Genomic DNA, 19455 nt, shown 5'->3' with positions numbered 1-19455 from the left:
GTGCGGGGTGCGGCATCATGCGGGCATGAACGCCGTGACTGCTGACCCTGCCCCCTTCCCTGCTGCTGCCCTGACCGTGCTGGATGTGATCCGTGCGCGCCGGACGGTGGATATTGGTCTGCTGAGGCCCGACGCGGTGCCGCGTGAGGTGACCGAGGCCATTCTGGAGGCGGGCATCTGGGCGCCGAATCATGGGCGCACCGAGCCGTGGCGGTTCACGGTGTTCACGGGTGAGGGCCGCGCGAGGCTGGCGGAGGTGTTCGCGCAGGCGTACGCGGCGGGCAGCGCGCCGGACCGGGAGGAGGGGGCGGCGCTGGAGGCGCAGCGGGCGCGGGCTTGGCGGGCGCCACTGTGGATCAGCCTGGAACTGCACATGCCCGAGAAACCGAAGATGCCCGAGTGGGAGGAGCAGGCGGCCCTGGCGTGCGCGGCGCAGAACATGTGGCTGGCAGCGACGGCGTTCGGGCTGGTCGGGAAGTGGGTGAGCGGTCCGGTGATGGTCAGTCCGGTGGCGGCGCAGGCGCTGGGCGCCCCGAAGCTGATGGGCCTGCTGGTGCTGGGCTACCCGGCCGCCGAGTTGCCGACTGCGACCCGTGCCCCGCTGGCGGACAAGGTGACCTGGGTGGAGTGACGGGCGGCGTCCGGATTACAGGTTCTCCTTGAAGAACTGCACGCTGCGGTTCAGCGCGGTGCGGAGGTTGCGGGACAGGTTGTGGTCGTCGCCCTCGTAGCGGTACGCCTCGACGCCCTGCCCGGCGTTTCTCAGGTCGTCCGCGAGGTTCTTCTGGAACGAGTACGGCACGTCGGCGTCGTTCGTGCCGTGGTGCAGCTGGATGGGCCGGCCGTTCAGTTCCCGCAGGTACGCGTTGGGGCTCAGGAGGCGCAGGTAGCGGCGGTTCAGGGCGTCCAGGGTGCGCGGCTCGCCGGGGGGCGGGTTCCAGTCGGTGGACAGCACGTCGTAACTGGCGATCACGCCCGCCCACAGGGACGCGGCTTTCAGGCTGGGATCGACGATCATGGCTTTCAGGCTCAGCTGCCCGCCCATGGAGTGGCCCCACAGGCCCAGTCGGTCGGGGTTCACGCGCGGGTCGCGTTTCAGGCTGGCGGCGGCGTTCAGGACGTCCACGGTGTAGCCGGGGTCGTTGTAGCCGCCGCGCGCCTCTCCCTCGCTGCTGCCGTGCCCCCGGTAGTCGCTTTTCAGGGTGACGAAGCCCGCGCGGGCAAACGCGTCCTGGTACGCGACGTAGCGTTCGGTGGTGCGGTACTCGGCGGGCGGGATGTACCCGTGGTTGAACACGATGACCGGCCAGCCGCCCTGCGGGGGCGTGCCGCGTGGGACGGTCAGCAGCGCATTGATCCGCAGTCCCTCGGACTGGTAACTGACGACCTGCCGGGTGTAGTTGCTGCCTGCCGCCAGGGTCTGCCGCACGGTCAGGGCGCTGCCGGGGTACTCGCGGGCCTTGAGGGCCTGGATGCTGATGGGGTTGCGGGCCACGGCAGTTTTCAGGGCCGTGTCGCTCAGGTCCTGCAGGGGGCGGTCACTGTCTGGGGCCGCCTCGCCGGGCGCGGCGGGCGTGACCGTGACCGGCGGGTTCCAGGGCAGGCGGAACGGCAGAGATTCCGGCTGCGTGACCGCCACGAACGCCGCCCCCAGGATCAGCGCGAACAGCACGAGGTTGATCAGGCGGCGCATGGCGTTACAGCCGCTCCCGGAAGAACTGCACGCTGCGGTTCAGCGCCGTGCGCAGGTTGAGGGACAGGTTGTGGTTGTCACCGGGGTACACGTAGTTGCCGCCCAGTTTCCCCAGCGGGCGCAGTTGCCCGGCCAGGGTCGTGTGGAACGCGACGGGCACGTCCTCGTCGTTCGTGCCGATGTGCAGCTGCACCGGGCCGCCCAGGTCGCGCAGGTACGTGTTCGCGCTGAGTTTGTTCCAGAAGGTGGGGTTCTCGCGGGGCGCGCCGTACTTCTCGACGGCCCGCTTGCGCAGGTTCAGCACGGCGCTGGGAATGCTGGCCGGGACGGGCGCGCGGCGCGTCCAGCTGTTCATGAGCTGATCGTAGTCGCCCACCACCCCGGCCCAGATCACGCCCGCTTTCACGCTGGGGTCGATGGCCATGGCCCGCAGGCTCAGGAACCCGCCCATGGAGTGGCCCCACATACCGATCCGGGCGGCGTTCACGCGCGGGTCACGCTTGAGGCTGCCCAGGGCGTTCATCACGTCCGTGGTGTAGCCCGGTGCGTAGTACCCGCCGAGCGCCTCGCCCTGCGAGCTGCCGTGCCCCCGGTAATCGCTTTTCAGGGTGACGAACCCGGCTCGTGCGAAGGCGTCCTGGTAAGCCACGTACCGTTCAGTCGTGCGGTACACCTTCGGGGGCACGTACCCGTGGTTGAACACGATGGCGGGCCAGCCACCCTTCGGAGGCGTGCCGCGCGGGACGGTCAGCAACGCGTTGATGCGCAGTCCCTCGGACTGGTAACTCACGACCTGCCGGGTGTAGTTACTGCCCGCCGCCAGGGTCTGCCGCACGGTCAGCGCGCTGCCCGGATACCCGCCCTTCTGGAAAGTCTGCCGGGCCGCCGGGATGCTCATCTGCGCGGCGTCCACGCGGGCCAGCGCCGCAGCGGACTGCGCGGAGGCCAGGGTCAGGGCGGGCAGCAGCAACGCGGGCAGCAGGGTCAGCGGGAAGCGGCGCGGCAGGTTCATACCCCTGAACGTAGAACCATCGGACAGCGCAGACTGCGGCTGAGCCGACCTTGTCCCCTTCAGGTTTTCCCCAGTCGCCCCTCATGGGCGCCCGGCTTCAGCGGCTCAGATCGTAGGAACTCAGGGTGGTGAACGGCGCGGGGTTCGCGTTCCCCAGCGGCCGTGACTGGTCGTACACGTTCCAGCCGCTACGGACCCTCATGGCGGGCAGGACCTCGCCTCCACCCAGCAGCTCGGGGAGGGTCACTTCCGGAATGTTAGCATCGGCCGGACTGACCACCAGCCACTTGCGGTTGCGGGCGACCGTCTCACCCAGGTCGTACCGGGCGTTGTTGTTCGCGTCGTCGAACGCCACAACCTGATACACGCCCGCCACGTTGAACACGCCGGGGGCCGGCAGGTCGAAGCCGAACTCCCAGCTGTTCAGGCCACTGCTCACGAGGTTCTGCCCGATCGCACTGTCGTTCTTGACCGCACCCGGAATGCCCGTCCCGACCAGCGCCAGCCGCAGGCGCGGGCTGTCGCCCCAGCGGCCAGACACGGCCCCGGCCAGCGGGTAGGCGTCCGGCGCGCGGACCTCCTGCGGGCGGCAGGCGACCAGGACGACACTCAGAAGCAGCAGGGCAGGCAGGACGGAACGCATGACCTTCAGGGTACCCGAAAGCCCGGCACGCCGGGTGCGACCATGCCGCAACAGACAGCCGCAACTGACCTTAGTTTCAACTGAGAAACGTCTGAAATGGCCTTGTGATACCGGTCCATGAGCGTTATATTTGTTTTCCATAGCAACACAAACCCTGATTTCAAATCAGGTGCCTCTGCGGTCATGTTCGCCGGACCCGCTCCGCTGTTCGCCTTCTTTCAGGCGCGCGTGCCCACACAGGTATCAAGGAGTTCACATGAAGCGAATCGGTGCCTTTTCACTCCTCGCTCTGACCGGCACGCTGATGTCCTGCGGCGTCGGCCCCATCGACATGACCGCCCCCACCGCCACCCTGACCGTGACACCCACGACGCTGGTCGCGGCCGGCACCGTGAACATGACTGCCACTGCCAGCGACGCCAACGGCATCAGCAAGGTCGAGTTCTACGACAACGGCGCCCTGGTCTCCACCGATACCACCTCGCCCTACACCGCCAGCAAGACCTACACCTTCGCGGACAACGGCGCCCACACCCTCAGCGTCAAGGCCTACGACTACAGCGCCAACGTGGGGCAGGCCAGCGCCGCCGTGACCGTCGCCATCGCCGACCGCAACGAACCCAACGACAGCATGGCGGCCGCCACGGCCCTCACGGTCGGTACGCCCGTCAAGGGCGCGGTCGCGGCGCAGGGTCGGGATTACGACTACTTCAAGTTCACGGCCAAGACTGGCGACCCGCTGAAACTGACGGTCAAGACCGGCAGCGTGGATGCCAACAGCACCCTGGACCCCTACGTGATGATCCTGATGCCCGACGGCAAGACGGTGCTGGAGAAGGATGACGACGGCGGCAGCGCCATGGAGTCCGAGATCCGCTTCAACGTGCCGGCCGACGGCACCTACACGGTCGTGCTGACCAGCTTCAAGATCCACAACGATTCCGCTGCCACCGACGATCTGGCCACCAACACCTACGAGCTGCTGCTCAGCCGCCGCTGAACCCGAGGAGAACACTGTGAAGAACACTGTCAAATCCCTGTCCCTACTCAGCCTGGCCCTGGTGCTGGGTGCGTGCGGCAACAGCAGCACCGTCTCTACCCCTGCCACCTCTGGCGTGAAAGCGCCGCAGTTCACGGCCATGCCCGGCAAGTGGTTCGTGGAACTCGAGGGCGACCCCACGGCCCTGAGCGTTCAGAGCGTCGGAGCGCAGCAGGCCGTGTTCCGCGCCCAGGCGGCCGCCAGCGGTATCCGCTACCAGGAAGTCATGAGCTTCGACACGCTGTTCAACGGCTTCTCGGTGCAGGCCGACGAGGCGGAAGTGAACCGCCTGTCGCTGCTGCCCGGCGTGCGCGCCGTCTACCCGGTCGAGCAGGTGGAGCGTCCGGTCGTGCAGCGCGACCTGCTCTCCAGCCTGAACCCCGACATGATGACCGCGATCAGCATGACCGGCGCCGACATCGCCCAGAACGAACTGGGCCTGACCGGCAAGGGCGTGAAGGTCGCCGTGATGGACACCGGCATCGACCTCGAGCACCCCGCCTTCAAGAACCGCGTGGTGGCCGGGTACGACTTCGTGGGTGACGAATTCGGCACGGGCGGCAACTTCACGCCCAAACCCGACCCCATCGCGGACGACTGCGGCGGTCACGGCACGCACGTCGCCGGGATCGTGGGTGGCGCCGACGCGGCCGCGAAGTTCAAGGGCGTGGCCCCCGACGTGACCTTCGGGGCGTACAAGGTGTTCGGCTGCGACGGCTCGACCAGCAGCGACATCATGATCGCCGCCATGGAACGCGCCTACAAGGACGGCATGCACATCCTGAACATGAGCATCGGCGCCTCATACCAGTGGCCCGAGTACCCCAGCGCCAAGGTCGCCAGCCGACTCGTGAAGCAGGGCATGGTCGTGACCGTCTCGGCCGGTAACAGCGGCACCAACGGCCAGTGGGCCACCGGCGCGCCCAGCCTGGGTGAGAACGTGATCGCCACCGCCTCGGTGGACAACACCCGCATCGACCTGAGCAGCTTCACGCTCAGCGACGGCTCGAAGGTCGGTTTCTACGCCGCCACCGGCTCGCCCGCGCCCACCAAGGGCACGACCTTCCAGGTCGCCAAGAAGCCCGGCAGCACGACCACCACGACCAACGACGGCTGCACGGCCAGTGGCGGCTTCGCGGCCGGCAGCCTGACCGGCAAGGCCGCCCTGATCCGCCGCGGCAGCTGCACCTTCTACGAGAAGGCCAAGAACGCCCAGGATGCCGGGGCCACCGCCGTGATCCTGTACAACAACGCGGCCGGGTACATCAGCCCCACGGTGACCGGCTCGCCCGCCATCACCATTCCGGTCGTGTCCATCAGTGCCGCCGACGGCGCGAAGATCGACGGGCTGATCGCCACGGGCGCCAGCTTCACCTTCGACGGTGGCACCCTGAGCATCGAGAACCCGACCTCCAGCACCCTGAGCAGCTTCACCAGCTACGGCATGTCGCCCGACCTGGAGCTGAAACCCGACCTCGCCGCACCCGGCGGCGCGATCAAGAGCGCCTACCCGCTCACGGTGGAAGCCGGCGGATACGCGGTCCTGAGCGGCACCTCCATGGCCGCCCCGCACGCGGCGGGCGTCGCCGCGCTGATGCTGCAGGCCTACCCCAACCTGAAAGCCAAGGACATGCGCGCCCGCCTGATGAACACCGCCAGCCTGCGCAAGTTCCGCGGCGCCAGCGGCGTGACGAGCTTCAACGATTACGTGCAGCGCCAGGGCGCCGGCATGATCGACGTGATCGCCGCGCACAACGCCACGGTCAGCGCCACCCCCAGCAAACTCAGCCTGGGTGAGAGCGACACCTTCGCCACCCGCAGCAAGGTGGTCGTCCTGAAGAACAGCGGCGCGACCCGCGAAGTCTTTGCCGTGAAGCACGCGCCGGCCCTGACCGTGGCCGGCACCACGCTGGCCCCGTCCGCCAGCACCGCCGCCGCCAAGATGACCGTGAACGGCACCGACGTGGACGCCGGTACCCTGATGATCGAGGTCGCTCCCTTCAGCGAAGTCGAGCTGAACGTGACCATCACCCCGCCCGCCACCGCCCCCGACAAGGCGCAGTACGGCGGCTACCTGAGCCTGCAGAGCAAGACGGCCAGCAGTCTGGTCGTGCCCTACAGCGGCTTCAAGGGCGACTACCAGAGCATCGAGGTACTCGGGCGCGCCAGCATCGGCGGCACGAGCTACGACTTCCCCGTGCTGTACGACGCCAAGGAAGACGTGTTCTTCGAGGAGAACGAGGCCGTGACCACCCTGCCCGACTTCACCATGGCCGCAGACGACCAGCCCAGCGTGCTGGCCCAGCTCTCGCACCAGGCCCAGCGCATCACGCTGGAACTGCTCGACGGCAACGGCAACGTGATCGAGCAGCTCGGCAACTACCCCTACGTGGGCCGCAACGCCACCAACGTGTACGTGGACAGCACCAGCGACGCCTGGGACACCTTCGGGTGGGACGGCAAGCTCAAGAACGGCGCGGCCCCCAACGGCACGTACCAGCTGCGCCTGAAGGTCCTCAAGGCCCTGGGCGACGAGAGCAACCCCAAGCACACCGAGACGTACACCAGCCAGAAATTCACCGTCAAGCGCCCCTGAGCGCCTGACCACCTGAGCGCAGCGAAACGCCGCCCCAATCTGCGGGGCGGCGTTTTCCATTCGGGTCAGCGCAGGCGGGTCAGGATGGTGTCGATCACGCCCTGCAGGTCCAGCGGGCCGGTATCGATCACCAGCGCGTCGGGGGCGGGGGCGCTCTGCACGGTGTCGAGTTCGTCGCGGCGTTGCAGGGCCGCCTCGATGGCCGGCACGTCCTCCGGGCGTTCGCGGGCGCGGCGCTCGGCGCGGATGCGGGCGCTGGCCGTCAGGTAGAACTTGTGGCTGGCGTGCGGGAACACGTTGGTGCCCATGTCGCGGCCCTCGGCCACGAAGGGTTCGGGCAGGGCGCGCAGCTGGGCGTCCACCCACTCGCGCACCTCCGGCAGGGCCGCCACGACACTGACCCCCCGGTCCACACGGGTCGAGTGCAGGTCGTCGGTGAGTTCACGGTCGCCCTGCCACACGCGGTTCCCGCCGGCCAGGGGTTCCAGGCGGACCGGGTGCGCGCCCAGCAGGGTCAGCAGCCGGGGGGCGGCGTGCAGATCCAGGCCCGCCTCCAGGCCCAGCAGGGTCGCGGCGCGGTACAGCAGGCCGCTGCTCACGTAGGGCACCCCGAGCGCCTGCGCGACCCCCGAGGACACGCTGGATTTTCCGCTGGCCGCCACGCCGTCAATGGTCACGATCATCAAGAGGGCAGTGTAGCGCGGCCGCGCCATCCGCGACCCGACCTCATCCTTCTGCGTGACGCGCGGCGCGTCCGGGCCGCTACACTGGAGGGAACGATGAAACACGCTGCCCTGATCCTGACCGCGCTTCTCGCACTGACCGCCTGCCAGCAGAAGGACGACGCGACCACGACCGACACGAAGACGGACACGGCCGCGACGGACACCCCCACCGACACCCCGGCGACCGAGACGCCGGCCACGGACACGAAGGCGGACGCCGCCCCGGCCGTCACCGAGCCCGGCCGGGTTCCCGCCGGGTTCACGGTCGTCCCGGCCCTGGCGAAGGAACCCGTGCGGACATTCGACGCCGAGCCGGACATGGCCCTCACCGAGGGTAAGGACTACTACGCGCTGCTCGACACCAGCAAGGGCCAGATCCTGGTGGACCTGTACGAGCAGGAGACGCCGGTCACCGTGAACAACTTCGTGTTCCTGGCCCGCAACCTGTACTTCGACGGTATCCGCTTCCACCGCGTGATCGACGGGTTCATGGCGCAGACCGGCGACCCCAAGAGCGTGGACGACAGCAAGAAGGCCGAGTGGGGCACCGGCGACCCCGGTTACAAGTTCGCGGACGAGTTCCGGCAGAAACTCACCTTCGACAGCGGCGGCATTCTCGCCATGGCGAACAGCGGCCCCGCCACGAACGGCAGCCAGTTCTTCATCACCTTCGAACCGACCGAGTTCCTGAACGGCAAACACACCATCTTCGGGAAGGTCGTGACCGGCGACGACACCCTGCCGAAACTGACGCGCACCATGGACCAGAGCAACGCCGAGATCGAGGGCGCCACTGCCGACGAGATCCTCAGCGTGCGGATTCTGACCAAGGGCTGAGCAGCCAAGACAGCCAAGAAACGAAGGCGGCGGCTCCCATCGGTACGGAGCCGCCGCTTTGATCTTGCCGCTTACTGACGCGTGACGGTGCAGTCACCGCCGGTCAGGCGGGTGCCACTGCCGCTCAGCTTGGCAAAGACGGCGTTGATGTCGGCCATGGAACCGGCCAGGCTGATCCCGGGGAAGGTGTTCTGCTGCGAGGCGTAGCGGTAGGGGGCGCGCACGATGCAGATGACCAGGCGGGAGGGGTCGCGGGTGTCCCAGACCTGGAATTCGTTGGTGCCTTCCGTGAAGTAGATGCGGGCGGCAGCAGTGCGGTAGTACCATTCCCGGTCGGTCGCATCGTAGCTCGGGTTGGCGGGCACCACGACGTTGCCCTCCAGTCTGTTGTTGTTCTGATCCAGCCCGGTGATCGTCCACCGTTCTCCCTCGACCATAGGGCCTTTCGGTGGTTCAGTCGAGATCATGCCAGGAGCGCAGGAAGCGAGAAGGGCCGTCAGTGTCAGCAGGGGCAGAAGACGCATACGGGTCCCACTTTACTGCAGTCCTGAATATCCCGTGAGAAACATTGACCTTTCTTTACAGTTCCAGGCCGGTGGGCGTGGCGGCGCGGGCGGGAATGGCGGTCAGCAGCACCTCGTACTTGCCGGTCACGAACACCTTGAAGTCGTGTTTCTGGAGGCCGCGCCGGGCGTTGGTCAAGTCGGCGGTCAGCAGGCTGAGGTCCGGGCGGGCGTAGTTGCGCATGCGGGCGCCGTACGAGAGCGTGCCGTCGCGGTAGCGGGCGTTCGGGTAGCCGAGGATCAGGCCGCCGCCGGGCGTCAGGTGGTGGCGGCGCAGGGTGGCCAGCAGCACGTCCTGCGTGACGCCGGGGCTCTGCAGCAGGCTCAGGGCCAGGATCAGGTCGAAGCGGCCCAGTTCGGGCGGCAGGGCGTTCACGTCCGCCGCGTGGATGGTCGCCTGGGGCCAGCGCTCGCGGGCGGCCTGCGCGGCGGCCGGGTCGATTTCCACGCCCACCACCGTCAGCGCGCGGTCCGGGAAGGCCAGCGGCAGGCCGGCCAGTTCGTGCCCGGCGTTCAGGCCCAGCGCCAGCACCCGCCCGCCGGGTGGGGGGTTCACGCGGCGCAGCGCCTCGATGAACGTCGAGAGGAACACCGGGTCTTCCAGCTTGTTCACGCGCGCCCAGTCGCCGTCCGGGCCGTACCCGGCGTGGTCGGGGTCGCGGGCCGGGGCGTGGGCGCGCAGGGTCAGGCGCACGCGGCCCTCCCCTGCCCGGTCCGGGGTCAGCAGGTGCGCGCCGAGCAGGTCCGCGAGGTCCGTCCAGGTGTGCCAGGGGCGGTGCGTGCCGTGCGCGGTGGCCTCGCCCGCGTATCGGCCCAGGCCCGCGTCGGGGTCGGGAATCTCGAAGGTCACCTCACCCGCTGCGCGCAGCCGGTCACGCACGGCGGGCAGGATGACGCTCATGGGTTCGGTCGTGAAGTGGTGCGCCGTCAGGGGTCAGTACCCGTGGTGCTTGACGACCGCGCCCTGGCCTTCGAGCCAGCGGGTGACGACGCCCACGGCCGCCTTCACGCCGGTCGTGATGATGGGGCCGCCGAACTTGGCAAGGCGCACGAGGTGCGTGCCGTCCTCGCGGGCGGTGATGCCGATCAGGACTTCCTGGGTCAGTTCGCCCTCGACGACGTGGGCCAGGACGACCCAGCCGTCGCGGCGCAGTCCGGCGTACAGGTCGAGCAGCACGACGGTCCACGCGCCGCCCTCCTCGGCGTTGCGGCTGCCGGGGTTGCGTTCCGTGAGTTTCTCGAAGGTCTGGGGGTTAAAGGTGTCGGGCAGGGTCAGGACGGCGTGGGGCACAGCGGTGGGTTCCTCCGGGTAGGGCGCGGTCTGCCCGTGCGGGACGGGCGCGTGCGCGGTGGGAATGAAACGGGCGTGGTGGGCGCCGAGGCCCAGGTCGCGCCACTTGAGGGCGTACTTGGTTTCCAGCGCGGCGGCGGGCGGGTCGGTGATCTCGACCTGCATGACGCCGCTGGCCCGGGCCTGTTCGCACGCGAACTCGAAGTACTCGTCGTGGTCGGTGGTGAGCAGGATCATCCCGCCGGGTTTCAGGCGACTGGCCGCCAGCCGGAAGAACGGCGCGCGCAGCAGGCGGTGGTCGGTGTGCCCGGCCTTGGGCCAGGGGTCGGGGAAGTTCACGACGATCAGGTCCAGGCCCGCGTGCGGGATGACTTCACGGATCAGCACGTCGGCGGGCAGTTTGGTCAGGGCGGCGTTCTCCAGGCCCGCGTCCCGCAGGCGGCGGTGCGCCTTGAGCAGGGACACGCCGGACAGTTCGACGCCCAGGTAGTTGGGCGCCTCCGGGAAGGTGGCGGCGAAGTGCGGCCAGAAGCGCCCGTCCCCGAAGCCCACCTCCAGCACCCAGGGGCGTTCGGGGGTGTGCGGGTACAGGCGCGCGGCGCTGTCGGGGAACTGGAAGTCACCGAGGCGGGCGATCACGCGTCCACCTCCGTCAGAAGGTGCTGCGCGAGGCGGGCCGCGTCGCGCAGCACGCTGTCGTAGGTGTGCTCGCCGGGCGTGCACTGGCCCAGCATCCGCACGCGCTCCAGGCGGTTCACGCGGAAGCCGTCGAGTTCGGTGGGGGCGGGCGTCAGGAAGCGCACCTCGTACGGGGGTTCCACGCCCTCACCCTCGGCGCGGCGTTCGTTGCCGATCAGCCAGATGCCGCTGGCGGTCAGGTCGTCTGCCAGGAAGTCGTACGCGACCTCGCTGAGCCGCCCGGCCTCGTCCATGGTGTCCCCCACCAGCAGGCGGCCCTTCAGGAACGCACCGACGGCCAGCACGCACAGCCGGGCGTGCAGTTTCGGCCCTTCCCAGGTCGAGAGCACGATCTGCGTCTCTTCCTCGTCCAGGGTGGTCACGGTGCTCTGGAGCAGGTGAATTCCGGCGGTTTCCTCCACACGGGCCTTCAGGTGCCGGTGGAAGGTCCAGCCGTCCGTGTCGGGGTGCAGCGCGGCGCGCACCTCCTCGAACAGGCTGCCCGGTGGGAAGATCACGCCCTGCGTGGTCGGCTGGTACAGGTTGCCCAGGTGATCGAGTGCCTGCGAGACCAGCAGCACGTCCCGGCCCGCGCGGGCCAGCCGCCACGCCAGTTCCGTTCCGGCCAGCCCGGCGCCGACCACGGCCACGTCGTACAGGTGCCCCGGTTGCGGGCGACTTCTGGGGGAAACAGGACCAAACATCACCGGCCAGTGTAGAGGTTGGGCGCAGGCAGCGGGAGGCGGGGGCGCGGGAAGGACCACCGGACCCGCGTTCCGCGTACCCTGTCCCCCATGTCCGACGACGCTCCGTCCAATGCCGGTTTCGCGTTCCGCTCGCAGGTCCGCGCGGGTGGGGAGAGCGTGCTGGCGTTCCTGACGCGTGAGTACCGGCACTCCGGCGCGGAGGCCTGGGCGGCGCGGCTCGCGGCGGGCGAGGTGGAGGTGCGTGGCGTGCGGGCGCGCGGGGACGAGGTACTGCGCGGCGGGGACGTGGTCGTGTGGCACCGCCCGCCGTGGCGCGAGGAGGCGGCCCCGCTGGACTACGCGGTGCTGCTGGAGGACGACGCGCTGGTCGCGGTCAGTAAACCGCCGGGCCTGCCCACCCTGCCGGGCGCGGGGTTCCTGACGCACACGCTGCTGACGCAGGTGCGCCTGCGCTATCCGGGGGCCAGTCCGCTGCACCGGCTGGGGCGCGGCACGAGCGGCGCGGTGCTGTTCGCCCGGACCGGCGAGGCGGGCGCGGCCCTGTCCCGCGCGTGGCGGGAACACGAGGTGAGCAAGGTGTACCGCGCGCTGGGGGCCGGCGTGCCGCAGTGGGACACGCTGGACATTCAGGCGCCCATCGGGCCGGTGCCGCACCCGCGCCTGGGCAGCGTGTTCGCGGCCAGCGCGGAGGGCAAGGCGTCGCGCAGCGTGGCGAGCGTCCGCGAACGTCGGGAGGACTGCACGCTGTTCGACGTGGAGATCCACACCGGGCGGCCCCACCAGATCCGTATCCACCTGGCCGCCGCCGGGCACCCGCTGGTCGGCGACCCGCTGTACGGCGTGGGTGGCCTTCCCTTGCCGGACCTGCCGGGCCTGCCGGGCGACCTGGGGTACCTCCTGCACGCCTGGACGCTGCACTTCCGGCACCCGGTGACGGGCCGCGAGGTCCGCGTGGAGGCCCCGCCGCCCCCCGACCTGCACTGAGGGCGGCGTTCAGCGTTCGGTGTCGGCGGTGTACGTGCCGTCCGCGCGGCCCTCGAAGGTGACGGTGCCGTGACGGTCCGTGCGGTACACGCGCGCGCCGGTCTGCCGGTACAGCCGCAGTGTCTGCGCGGTCGGGTGGCCGTAACTGTTCTGCCCGACGCTGATCACCACGTTCTCGGGCCGGACGTTCGCCAGCCACGCGGCGTTGTCGCCGTTACTGGCTCCGTGGTGAATGCTCTTGTACACCTGGAAGGGGCCGCGCAGGTCCGCGCGTTCCTGCGCGAGCCAGCCCTCGGTTTCCTCGGTTTCGCTGTCGCCGGTCAGCAGGGCGCGGAACTCCCCGAACTGCACGGCCAGTCCGACGCTGTTCAGGTTCTGGTCGTCCGGCATGCCGGGGGGCGGCGCGATGACGCGCAGTTTCACGCTGCCCAGGTTCACGGTCTGGTTGCTGGCCTTCGTGAAGGTGGCGTCCACGCCCTGCAGCGCCCGGACGAGCCGCTCCCAGGTCTGGGTGGTGCCGCCCAGGCCGTTGTTGATGAACACGCGGGGCTTCAGCGCGGCGGCCGGCACGAGGCCCGCGATGTGGTCGGCGTCCGCGTGCGAGGCGATCATCAGGTCCAGGCGGGTCACGCCGTACTTCTCCAGCTGGTCGCTCAGGCGCTCGGCGCTGCGGCCCCCGTCGATCAGGGCGGTCTTGCCCTCGGGGCTGCGGATCAGGATGGCGTCCCCCTGCCCCACGTCCAGGAAGCGGATGGTGACGGTCCCGCCGGCCGTCCCCGGCGCCGCGCCTGTGCCGGGGCCGCTGCCGGCGGGGGCGGCGTCCTGCTGGCGGATCCAGCCGCACGCGGCGAGGCTGCCGGTCACGACCAGGATCAGCAGGCCCAGCAGGTCCGAGGCGCCCGGTCCGCTGCGGGCCTTCGCACGGCCCCGGCGGCCAGTGGGGGTCCGGCCGGGGGTAGCGCGACCCGTTGCCGTGCGGCTGGCACCCGTGCGGGACGCGCCGGCCTCCCCGGCGGTTTTCGCGCTTCCGGGGGTGGCCCGGCCGGTGGCCTGACCGGTGGCGGCGTTCCGGCTGGCAGCGGGGGTCTTGCGGGCCGGGCTGGCCTTGCCCGTGGCGGCCTTGCCGGTCGCGGCTGGTTTGCGGGAGGTGGGGTCGGGTTTCTTGGGGCTCACAGGGTGATGTCTCCGTCGTCGTTCAGGGGCAGGGTGGCGCGGCCCGCCGCGTTCAGGGTGTCCAGGGTCGCCTGGGCGGCGCGGCGGCGCGCGGCGGTCTCTTCCGGCAGAAGCCGCAGGGTCACGCCGTCCGGGCCGTCCGTGACGGCCAGCAGGTCGCCGCCGCGCACGCCGGGCGGCAGGTCGCTCACGGGCCGGACGATGGTGCGGCCGTCCGGGAGTTCCAGGCGGGCGACCGGGCCGCGCGGGGTGTCTTCCAGGCCGTCGACCGTCCAGTGTTCGGTCGGTGCGCCCGGCGTGGCGGCGCTTGCGGCGGGCGGGGTGGCCCCTGACCCCTCCTCCACCGATTCTGTTTCGGAACGAACAGGTTCAGGCTTCACGCCCACAGCGTAGCGCACCCGGCACGCCGTGTACCGCCCGGAACTTCACGCCCGCTGGGCGCGCGGCGGGGTGCCGGCTCAGCCAGTCTCGATTCAGCTGGTCTCGATTCAGCCAGTCTCGATCAGGTGCAGCCGGCGGCGTTTGGCCTCGTACATCTGCGAGTCCGCCTCGCGCATCCAGTCGCTCATGGAGTAACTGGGGTGCGCCTGCGCCAGCCCGATGTTCAGGTGCGGCGGCGCGGCGGTCGTCCAGGGGTGGGCGCGCACGTCCTCCAGCCAGCCTTCCAGCGTGAGGCGCGCCCCGCCGCGGTCGCCCGGCAGCAGCACCGCGAACTCGTCGCCGCCCAGCCGGAACACGTGCGCCCCGCGAGTGGTCAGGCGGCGCAGCAGCGTGCCCACCCCGGTCAGGACCTCGTCCCCGACCGCGTGCCCGAACCGGTCGTTGATCGCCTTGAAGTCCTGCAGGTCCATGATCGCCAGCGTGAAGCGCTCGCCGCCACTCTGCGCGGCATTCAGGGCTGCCTCGCCCCGCTGCGTGAACCGGCGGCGGTTCCACAGGCCCGTCAACGGGTCCGTGTGCGCCTCCTGATCCACCCGTTCGTGCAGCGCGGCGTTCTCCAGGGCGATGCTCAGGTGCACCGCCAGCAACTCCAGGAATTCCAGGTCCTCGGGCGTGAAGGCGTGCAGGGCGTAACTCTGCACCGACAGCACGCCCCTGACCTCCCCGGCGTGCAGCGGCACGCCCATCCACGACAGGGTGTGCGGCAGGTCCGACCGGTAGTGCAGGCGAATGACGCCCAGCCGCTCGCGTTCCAGGTAGGCCGGCAGGTCGTTCTCCAGCCGGAGCGTGCCGAGCAGCACCCGCTCCAGCAGCCCGTCCGGGCGGGGCGGGATGTGCTGCTCGGAAACGTTGTCGCCCTCCAGGGTCAGACAGTGCCAGCCTCCGCCGGGCGTGCAGCGGGCCAGCAGGGTGATCGGCGTGTCGAACATCAGGCGCACCTGCTCATGCATGGCGCGCAGCAGGTCGTCGGTCCGCACCAGCCGCGCCAGGGCCGCCGTCACCTGCACCAGGGACCGGTACCGGGCGATCTGCCGCTGCGCGTCGGAGGCATGGAAGGTCAACGTACCTGCCATTGTTTCACGTCAAGCTGTCGAAAATCTGACACCCACCCCCGGTGGGTACCGGAAGCCCCCCGCCGGGCGGGATTCCGTTCATGGGGACATTCACGGTCCCCGCGCGGGCGTATCCTGCGTGCATGAAGTGGCTCTCCGACCCGGCACTCGCGCCCATCGTGGAAAAGGTCGAGGCGGGCGAGCGCCTGACCTTCGCCGAGGGTATGCAGCTGTACGACACCCGCGACCTGAACACCCTGATGAGACTGGCGAACCTGCGCAAGCAGCAGCTGCACGGCGACCGGGTGTACTTCGTGCACTCCATGCGGCTGGAGTTCACGAACATCTGCTACGTGGGCTGCACCTTCTGCGCGTTCGCCGCCCACAAGAACGAGGAACGCGCCTGGGACTACAGCCCCGAACAGGTGGCCGAACAGGTCCGCCGCCGCTACCTGCCCGGCATCACCGAACTGCACATGAGCAGCGGCCACCACCCCAACCACAGGTGGGAGTACTACCCCGAGATGGTGCGCGGCCTGCGCGAGGCCTTCCCGGACCTGCAGGTCAAGGCGTTCACCGCCGCCGAGATCGAGCACCTGAGCCGCATCAGCAAGAAACCCACCCTGGACGTGCTGCGTGAACTGCAGGCCGCCGGGCTGGCCGCCATGCCCGGCGGCGGCGCCGAGATCTTCGCCGACCGCGTGCGCCGGCAGGTCGCCAAGAACAAGGTCAAGGCCGAGAAATGGCTGCAGATTCACAGCGAGGCGCACTCCCTGGGCATGCGCACCAACGCCACCATGCTGTACGGCCACATCGAAACCCTGGAGGAACGCCTGGACCACATGGACCGCCTGCGAACGTTGCAGGACGACTCCGTGGCCCGCTTCGGCGGCGGGTTCCACGCGTTCATTCCGCTGGCGTTCCAGCCGCTCGGGAACACCCTGGCGCAGAACCTCGGCAAGACCGACTTCACCACCGGCCTGGACGACCTGCGTAACCTCGCCGTGGCCCGCATCTACCTCGATAACTTCCCGCACATCAAGGGTTACTGGGTCATGATCGGCAGCGAACTCACGCAGGTCAGCCTCGACTGGGGCGTGTCCGACATCGACGGCACCATCCAGGAAGAACACATCGCGCACGCCGCCGGAGCGACCAGCCCCATGAAACTCAGCGAGCAGGGCATGATCCGCATGATCCAGCACGCCGGCCGCACCCCCGTCCTGCGCGACGCGTACTACAACGAACTCCAGACCTTCCCCCGCACCCCGGCCACCGAAGCCGCCGACTGACCGCCGGTGTCCAGTCAGCCTGTGCCCGGGCCGCCCGGCGACCTCGACCTGATCCTCGCCCTGGACGACCGCTGGAACGCCGCCTACCACCACCGCGACCCGGGGCGGCTGGACACCGTCCTGGCCGACGACTGGCTGGGCTTCTACCACGACGGCACCCCCGTCACGAAACAGGAACTCCTGACCGGCATGCAGACCAACCCCACCACCCCACTGATCTTCGAACGGCACGCCGCCCGAGTGCACGGCGACACCGCCATCACGCGCGGCACCCTCTACGCCACAGGCACCCGCGTGCAGAGCTTCCTGCGCGTCTACGCCCGCCGGGACGGACACTGGCAGGCCGTCAGCGTGCAGGTAATCCCGTGAGCGGGCCCGTGGCGGATGGCCCATGGCAGATGGCGCAGCGCGAGGCTGATTCCTCTCCATCACCCATCACCCATCACCCGTCACCGCGCCCCCCCGGCGCGCCGTACCGCGCGGGTTGGATTCATTTCACGAATGTGGCGCCGATTCTGGATTCGCTGGTGCTGCCGGAGGGTGTCTCGGCGATCACGGGCGTGCCGACGCAGATGAATGCGGCGCTGCTGTCGGGTGAGGTGGACATCGCGAATATCAGCGCCGTTGAGTTCATCCGGAATGCGGATGTGTTGGAGGCCCTGCCGGATTTCAGTGTGGCGGTGCTGGGGCCGGTGTACTCGGTGAATCTGTTTCACACGCGGCCGCTGGAGGACCTGCGGCGGGTGGCGTTGACGGCGCAGTCGGCGATGAGTGTGGCGTTGCTGGAGGTGCTGCTGCGCGAGCGGGGCCTGAGCCCGGTGCTGGAGCGCGCCGAGGGTGAGGCGGAATCGCTGCTGGCGCAGGGCTTCGATGGGGTGCTGCGGATCGGGGACAGCGCGCTGCGGGAGTGGTACGGGGTGGTGGGGCCGCTGACGCCGGAGACGACCATGACCAGCCTGCCGCACGCGGCGCGGGGGATCGGCGTGACGGACCTGGCGGAGGAGTGGTTCCGTCTGACGGGGCATCCGTTCACGTTCGCGGTGTGGGCGTACCGAAAGGACAACCCGCCGCCGGCCGCGCTGGTGCAGGCCATGCGGGAGGCGCGTCGGGCGGGGATCGGGCATCTGGCGGACGTGTCGGCGCGGCACGCGCGGAAGCTGGGGTTGCCGGAGCGGGTGGTGCAGCATTACCTGTGGAACTTCCGGTACCACCTGGAAGCGCCGGACCGGCTGGGGCTGCACGAGTTCGCGGCGAAGGCCGTGCCGGGGCACGCGCCCCTGACGTTCGGCCCCCGCCCCGGCCCGCACTGATATGGACTCCGATTGAATGAGCTGCAAAGACCATTCAATCCGAGCGGACTCGGAGAGCTGCGAAGCAGAGCGATTAGGAGCAAAGCGGGTTCCGGACGTGGAGCCGGCAATCCGGTGAAGTTCCGGATTGTTGGCGAAACAAACGGAATCCGTATGAGCTGCCGGGCCGGGCGGCCGGATCAGAGTCGGTCGATGGGGCCGAGAGCAACGACGGTCAGGCGGTCGAGCGGGCACAGCCGCAGCACCTCGCGCACGTCGTCGGCGGTGACCTGCTCGTAACGGCGGACGCTCGCGGCGGTGTCGGGGGTGCGGCCGGTCGCCAGGAATTCCATGCCCAGCGTGAACAGGCGGCCCTGGGGCGTCTCGGCGCGCAGCAGGGTGCCCACCGCGAGTTTGCGGGCGGCGCGGCGCACGGCGACCGGGGTGATCCGGTCACCCGCGCCGGCCAGTACGCGGCGGTACGTGGCGAGCGCGGCGGCGGCGCGGTCCGGGTCGCAGGAGAACCCACCCTCGAAGGTGCCGGCATCCTGGTATTCCAGGTGGCCGAGGTCGGCGCTGTCGCAGGTGCCGTCGTCGATCAGGTGCCAGTACAGCGCGCCGTTCTCGCCGCCGATCAGGTCGGCCAGCACGTGCGCCGCCTCGCGCAGCGGGTGGGTGGCGTCCAGGCCGGGCGTGGCAGCCGTGACCTGCACGCGGCTCAGGGTGGGGTCGTTGAGGACGCGGACGGTGCCGGGGTGGCGGGGCGCGGCATGGTCCGGTCGCCGTGCGGGCAGGCGGGCGGGAGCGGGGCGGGTCGCGGCGGGCCAGTCCTGCAGGTGGGTGCGCGCCCAGTCCAGCACGGCGGGCGGGTCGAACTGGCCGGTGACGGTCAGGGTGACGCGGTCGGCGCCGTAGCGGTCGAGGTGGTTGCGGCGCAGTGCGTCCGGCGTGAGGGCCGTGACGGTGGCGGCGGTGCCCAGAATAGGCCAGCCGAGCGGGTGGTCGCCCCAGTAGTCGGCGCGCAGTTCGTCCGTGACGCGCACGGCGGGCTGTTCGGCGTACATGGCGATCTCCTCGAGAATCACGCCGCGTTCGGTGGCGATGTCGTCGGGGCGCAGGGCGGGACGCATCAGTTCGGTCAGGGTGCCGAGCAGTTCGGCCGTGCGTTCCGGCAGGGTCGCGGCGTGGTAGACGGTCGCCTCCTCGCTGGTGAAGGCGTTGGCGTGCCCGCCGAGATCGTCGAGGCGTTCGTTCAGTTGCGCGGCGCTCAGGGTGTCGCTGCCCTTGAACAGCAGGTGCTCGATGAAGTGGCTGGCGCCCATCTCGGCGGCGCTTTCCTCGCGGCTGCCGGTGTTCACGAAGTACCCGGCGGCGACGGTCTGCGCGTCCGGGTCGGGTTCCAGCAGCAGGGTCAGGCCGCCGGGCAGGCGGTGGTGTTGG

General features: G+C 69.9%; 20 protein-coding genes. 8 read left to right on the top strand and 12 right to left on the bottom strand.

The genetic code is table 11. The features are described 5' to 3' along the window. Nucleotides 1-25 precede the first annotated feature (25 nt). Nucleotides 26-631, top strand: coding sequence for a nitroreductase (locus tag BXU09_RS07515; protein ID WP_078301595.1), 606 nt, complete (start codon nucleotides 26-28; stop codon nucleotides 629-631). 15 nt (nucleotides 632-646) lie between these two features. Here the strand turns inward: BXU09_RS07515 and BXU09_RS07510 are convergent, their stop codons facing one another. The 3 genes from BXU09_RS07510 to BXU09_RS07500 all read right to left on the bottom strand — a co-directional run bounded on the left by BXU09_RS07510 (nucleotide 647) and on the right by BXU09_RS07500 (nucleotide 3348). Beyond that, nucleotides 647-1693 (bottom strand): alpha/beta fold hydrolase, encoded by a 1047-nt coding sequence (locus tag BXU09_RS07510; RefSeq protein WP_078301593.1) that lies wholly within the window; start codon nucleotides 1691-1693, stop codon nucleotides 647-649. Nucleotides 1694-1697: 4 nt separating this feature from the next. Further along, on the bottom strand, nucleotides 1698-2705 hold the full coding sequence (locus BXU09_RS07505) for an alpha/beta fold hydrolase (RefSeq protein ID WP_078301591.1): 1008 nt from the start codon (nucleotides 2703-2705) through the stop codon (nucleotides 1698-1700). Nucleotides 2706-2802: 97 nt separating this feature from the next. Next, entirely contained in the window at nucleotides 2803-3348 is a 546-nt protein-coding gene (locus BXU09_RS07500; RefSeq protein ID WP_078301589.1) for a hypothetical protein, read from the bottom strand. A 256-nt stretch (nucleotides 3349-3604) separates the two neighbouring features. Between BXU09_RS07500 and BXU09_RS07495 the strand changes: the two genes are divergently transcribed. Next, nucleotides 3605-4348 carry an Ig-like domain-containing protein gene (locus BXU09_RS07495; protein ID WP_078301587.1) on the top strand — a complete coding sequence of 248 codons (744 nt, stop codon included), beginning with the start codon at nucleotides 3605-3607 and terminating at the stop codon, nucleotides 4346-4348. 16 nt (nucleotides 4349-4364) lie between these two features. Next, the gene (locus tag BXU09_RS21880; protein ID WP_078301585.1) at nucleotides 4365-6983 is read left to right on the top strand and encodes a S8 family serine peptidase; all 2619 of its coding nucleotides are present in this window, start codon (nucleotides 4365-4367) and stop codon (nucleotides 6981-6983) included. A 65-nt stretch (nucleotides 6984-7048) separates the two neighbouring features. Here BXU09_RS21880 and cmk read toward each other — a convergent pair whose 3' ends face one another. After that, a complete protein-coding gene (gene cmk / locus BXU09_RS07485) occupies nucleotides 7049-7666 on the bottom strand; it encodes a (d)CMP kinase (RefSeq protein ID WP_078304845.1) in 618 nt (205 codons plus the stop codon). 96 nt (nucleotides 7667-7762) lie between these two features. Here cmk and BXU09_RS07480 point away from each other — a divergent pair, with 96 nt between their 5' ends. Continuing rightward, the gene (locus BXU09_RS07480) at nucleotides 7763-8545 is read left to right on the top strand and encodes a peptidylprolyl isomerase (protein WP_078301583.1); all 783 of its coding nucleotides are present in this window, start codon (nucleotides 7763-7765) and stop codon (nucleotides 8543-8545) included. 71 nt (nucleotides 8546-8616) lie between these two features. On the opposite strand, the gene BXU09_RS07475 is transcribed toward BXU09_RS07480, so the two are convergent. The 4 genes from BXU09_RS07475 to BXU09_RS07460 form a co-directional block, all read right to left on the bottom strand. Continuing rightward, nucleotides 8617-9012, bottom strand: coding sequence for a hypothetical protein (locus BXU09_RS07475; protein ID WP_144012017.1), 396 nt, complete (start codon nucleotides 9010-9012; stop codon nucleotides 8617-8619). Nucleotides 9013-9124: 112 nt separating this feature from the next. Beyond that, nucleotides 9125-10009, bottom strand: coding sequence for a methyltransferase domain-containing protein (locus tag BXU09_RS07470; protein WP_078301579.1), 885 nt, complete (start codon nucleotides 10007-10009; stop codon nucleotides 9125-9127). A gap of 33 nt (nucleotides 10010-10042) precedes the next feature. After that, entirely contained in the window at nucleotides 10043-11038 is a 996-nt protein-coding gene (locus tag BXU09_RS07465) for a tRNA (guanine-N7)-methyltransferase (protein WP_078301577.1), read from the bottom strand. Next, entirely contained in the window at nucleotides 11035-11781 is a 747-nt protein-coding gene (locus BXU09_RS07460) for an FAD-dependent oxidoreductase (RefSeq protein ID WP_078301575.1), read from the bottom strand. Before BXU09_RS07460 ends, BXU09_RS07465 begins: the two co-directional genes overlap by 4 nt. A gap of 90 nt (nucleotides 11782-11871) precedes the next feature. Between BXU09_RS07460 and BXU09_RS07455 the strand changes: the two genes are divergently transcribed. Continuing rightward, complete coding sequence (locus BXU09_RS07455; protein WP_078301573.1) at nucleotides 11872-12768, top strand: RluA family pseudouridine synthase; 897 nt, start codon at nucleotides 11872-11874, stop codon at nucleotides 12766-12768. A 9-nt stretch (nucleotides 12769-12777) separates the two neighbouring features. Here BXU09_RS07455 and BXU09_RS21875 read toward each other — a convergent pair whose 3' ends face one another. From BXU09_RS21875 to BXU09_RS07440, 3 genes are all read right to left on the bottom strand, one after another. Continuing rightward, nucleotides 12778-13941, bottom strand: a complete 1164-nt coding sequence (locus BXU09_RS21875) for an MBL fold metallo-hydrolase (protein WP_144012016.1) — start codon at nucleotides 13939-13941, stop codon at nucleotides 12778-12780. Further along, complete coding sequence (locus tag BXU09_RS07445; RefSeq protein WP_240501095.1) at nucleotides 13938-14321, bottom strand: DUF3006 domain-containing protein; 384 nt, start codon at nucleotides 14319-14321, stop codon at nucleotides 13938-13940. Before BXU09_RS07445 ends, BXU09_RS21875 begins: the two co-directional genes overlap by 4 nt. Nucleotides 14322-14429: 108 nt before the next feature. Further along, nucleotides 14430-15443, bottom strand: coding sequence for a sensor domain-containing diguanylate cyclase (locus tag BXU09_RS07440; RefSeq protein WP_168174569.1), 1014 nt, complete (start codon nucleotides 15441-15443; stop codon nucleotides 14430-14432). A 134-nt stretch (nucleotides 15444-15577) separates the two neighbouring features. Here BXU09_RS07440 and mqnE point away from each other — a divergent pair, with 134 nt between their 5' ends. The 3 genes from mqnE (at nucleotide 15578) to BXU09_RS07425 (ending at nucleotide 18036) form a co-directional block, all read left to right on the top strand. Then, nucleotides 15578-16726 (top strand): aminofutalosine synthase MqnE, encoded by a 1149-nt coding sequence (gene mqnE / locus BXU09_RS07435; RefSeq protein WP_078301567.1) that lies wholly within the window; start codon nucleotides 15578-15580, stop codon nucleotides 16724-16726. 21 nt (nucleotides 16727-16747) lie between these two features. Next, a complete protein-coding gene (locus tag BXU09_RS07430) occupies nucleotides 16748-17095 on the top strand; it encodes a nuclear transport factor 2 family protein (RefSeq protein WP_230274977.1) in 348 nt (115 codons plus the stop codon). A gap of 65 nt (nucleotides 17096-17160) precedes the next feature. Then, nucleotides 17161-18036 carry a menaquinone biosynthesis protein gene (locus BXU09_RS07425; protein ID WP_078304840.1) on the top strand — a complete coding sequence of 292 codons (876 nt, stop codon included), beginning with the start codon at nucleotides 17161-17163 and terminating at the stop codon, nucleotides 18034-18036. A gap of 179 nt (nucleotides 18037-18215) precedes the next feature. On the opposite strand, the gene BXU09_RS07420 is transcribed toward BXU09_RS07425, so the two are convergent. Further along, on the bottom strand, nucleotides 18216-19442 hold the full coding sequence (locus BXU09_RS07420) for a pitrilysin family protein (RefSeq protein WP_078301564.1): 1227 nt from the start codon (nucleotides 19440-19442) through the stop codon (nucleotides 18216-18218). Nucleotides 19443-19455: the final 13 nt, after the last annotated feature.

The sequence above is a fragment of the Deinococcus sp. LM3 genome, assembly GCF_002017875.1.
Classification (GTDB): domain Bacteria; phylum Deinococcota; class Deinococci; order Deinococcales; family Deinococcaceae; genus Deinococcus.
Note: the sequence above shows the minus strand (reverse complement) of the source record. Positions and strands in the feature narration are given on the sequence as shown.

What these genes read in the sequence shown, in the direction of transcription:
- BXU09_RS07515 (WP_078301595.1), top strand. Translation starts at nt 26, where the DNA reads ATGAACGCCGTGACTGCTGACCCTGCCCCCTTCCCTGCTGCTGCCCTG.
- BXU09_RS07510 (WP_078301593.1), bottom strand. Translation starts at nt 1,693, where the DNA reads ATGCGCCGCCTGATCAACCTCGTGCTGTTCGCGCTGATCCTGGGGGCG.
- BXU09_RS07505 (WP_078301591.1), bottom strand. Translation starts at nt 2,705, where the DNA reads ATGAACCTGCCGCGCCGCTTCCCGCTGACCCTGCTGCCCGCGTTGCTG.
- BXU09_RS07500 (WP_078301589.1), bottom strand. Translation starts at nt 3,348, where the DNA reads ATGCGTTCCGTCCTGCCTGCCCTGCTGCTTCTGAGTGTCGTCCTGGTC.
- BXU09_RS07495 (WP_078301587.1), top strand. Translation starts at nt 3,605, where the DNA reads ATGAAGCGAATCGGTGCCTTTTCACTCCTCGCTCTGACCGGCACGCTG.
- cmk (WP_078304845.1), bottom strand. Translation starts at nt 7,666, where the DNA reads ATGATCGTGACCATTGACGGCGTGGCGGCCAGCGGAAAATCCAGCGTG.
- BXU09_RS07480 (WP_078301583.1), top strand. Translation starts at nt 7,763, where the DNA reads ATGAAACACGCTGCCCTGATCCTGACCGCGCTTCTCGCACTGACCGCC.
- BXU09_RS07475 (WP_144012017.1), bottom strand. Translation starts at nt 9,012, where the DNA reads ATGATCTCGACTGAACCACCGAAAGGCCCTATGGTCGAGGGAGAACGG.
- BXU09_RS07470 (WP_078301579.1), bottom strand. Translation starts at nt 10,009, where the DNA reads ATGAGCGTCATCCTGCCCGCCGTGCGTGACCGGCTGCGCGCAGCGGGT.
- BXU09_RS07460 (WP_078301575.1), bottom strand. Translation starts at nt 11,781, where the DNA reads ATGTTTGGTCCTGTTTCCCCCAGAAGTCGCCCGCAACCGGGGCACCTG.
- BXU09_RS07455 (WP_078301573.1), top strand. Translation starts at nt 11,872, where the DNA reads ATGTCCGACGACGCTCCGTCCAATGCCGGTTTCGCGTTCCGCTCGCAG.
- mqnE (WP_078301567.1), top strand. Translation starts at nt 15,578, where the DNA reads ATGAAGTGGCTCTCCGACCCGGCACTCGCGCCCATCGTGGAAAAGGTC.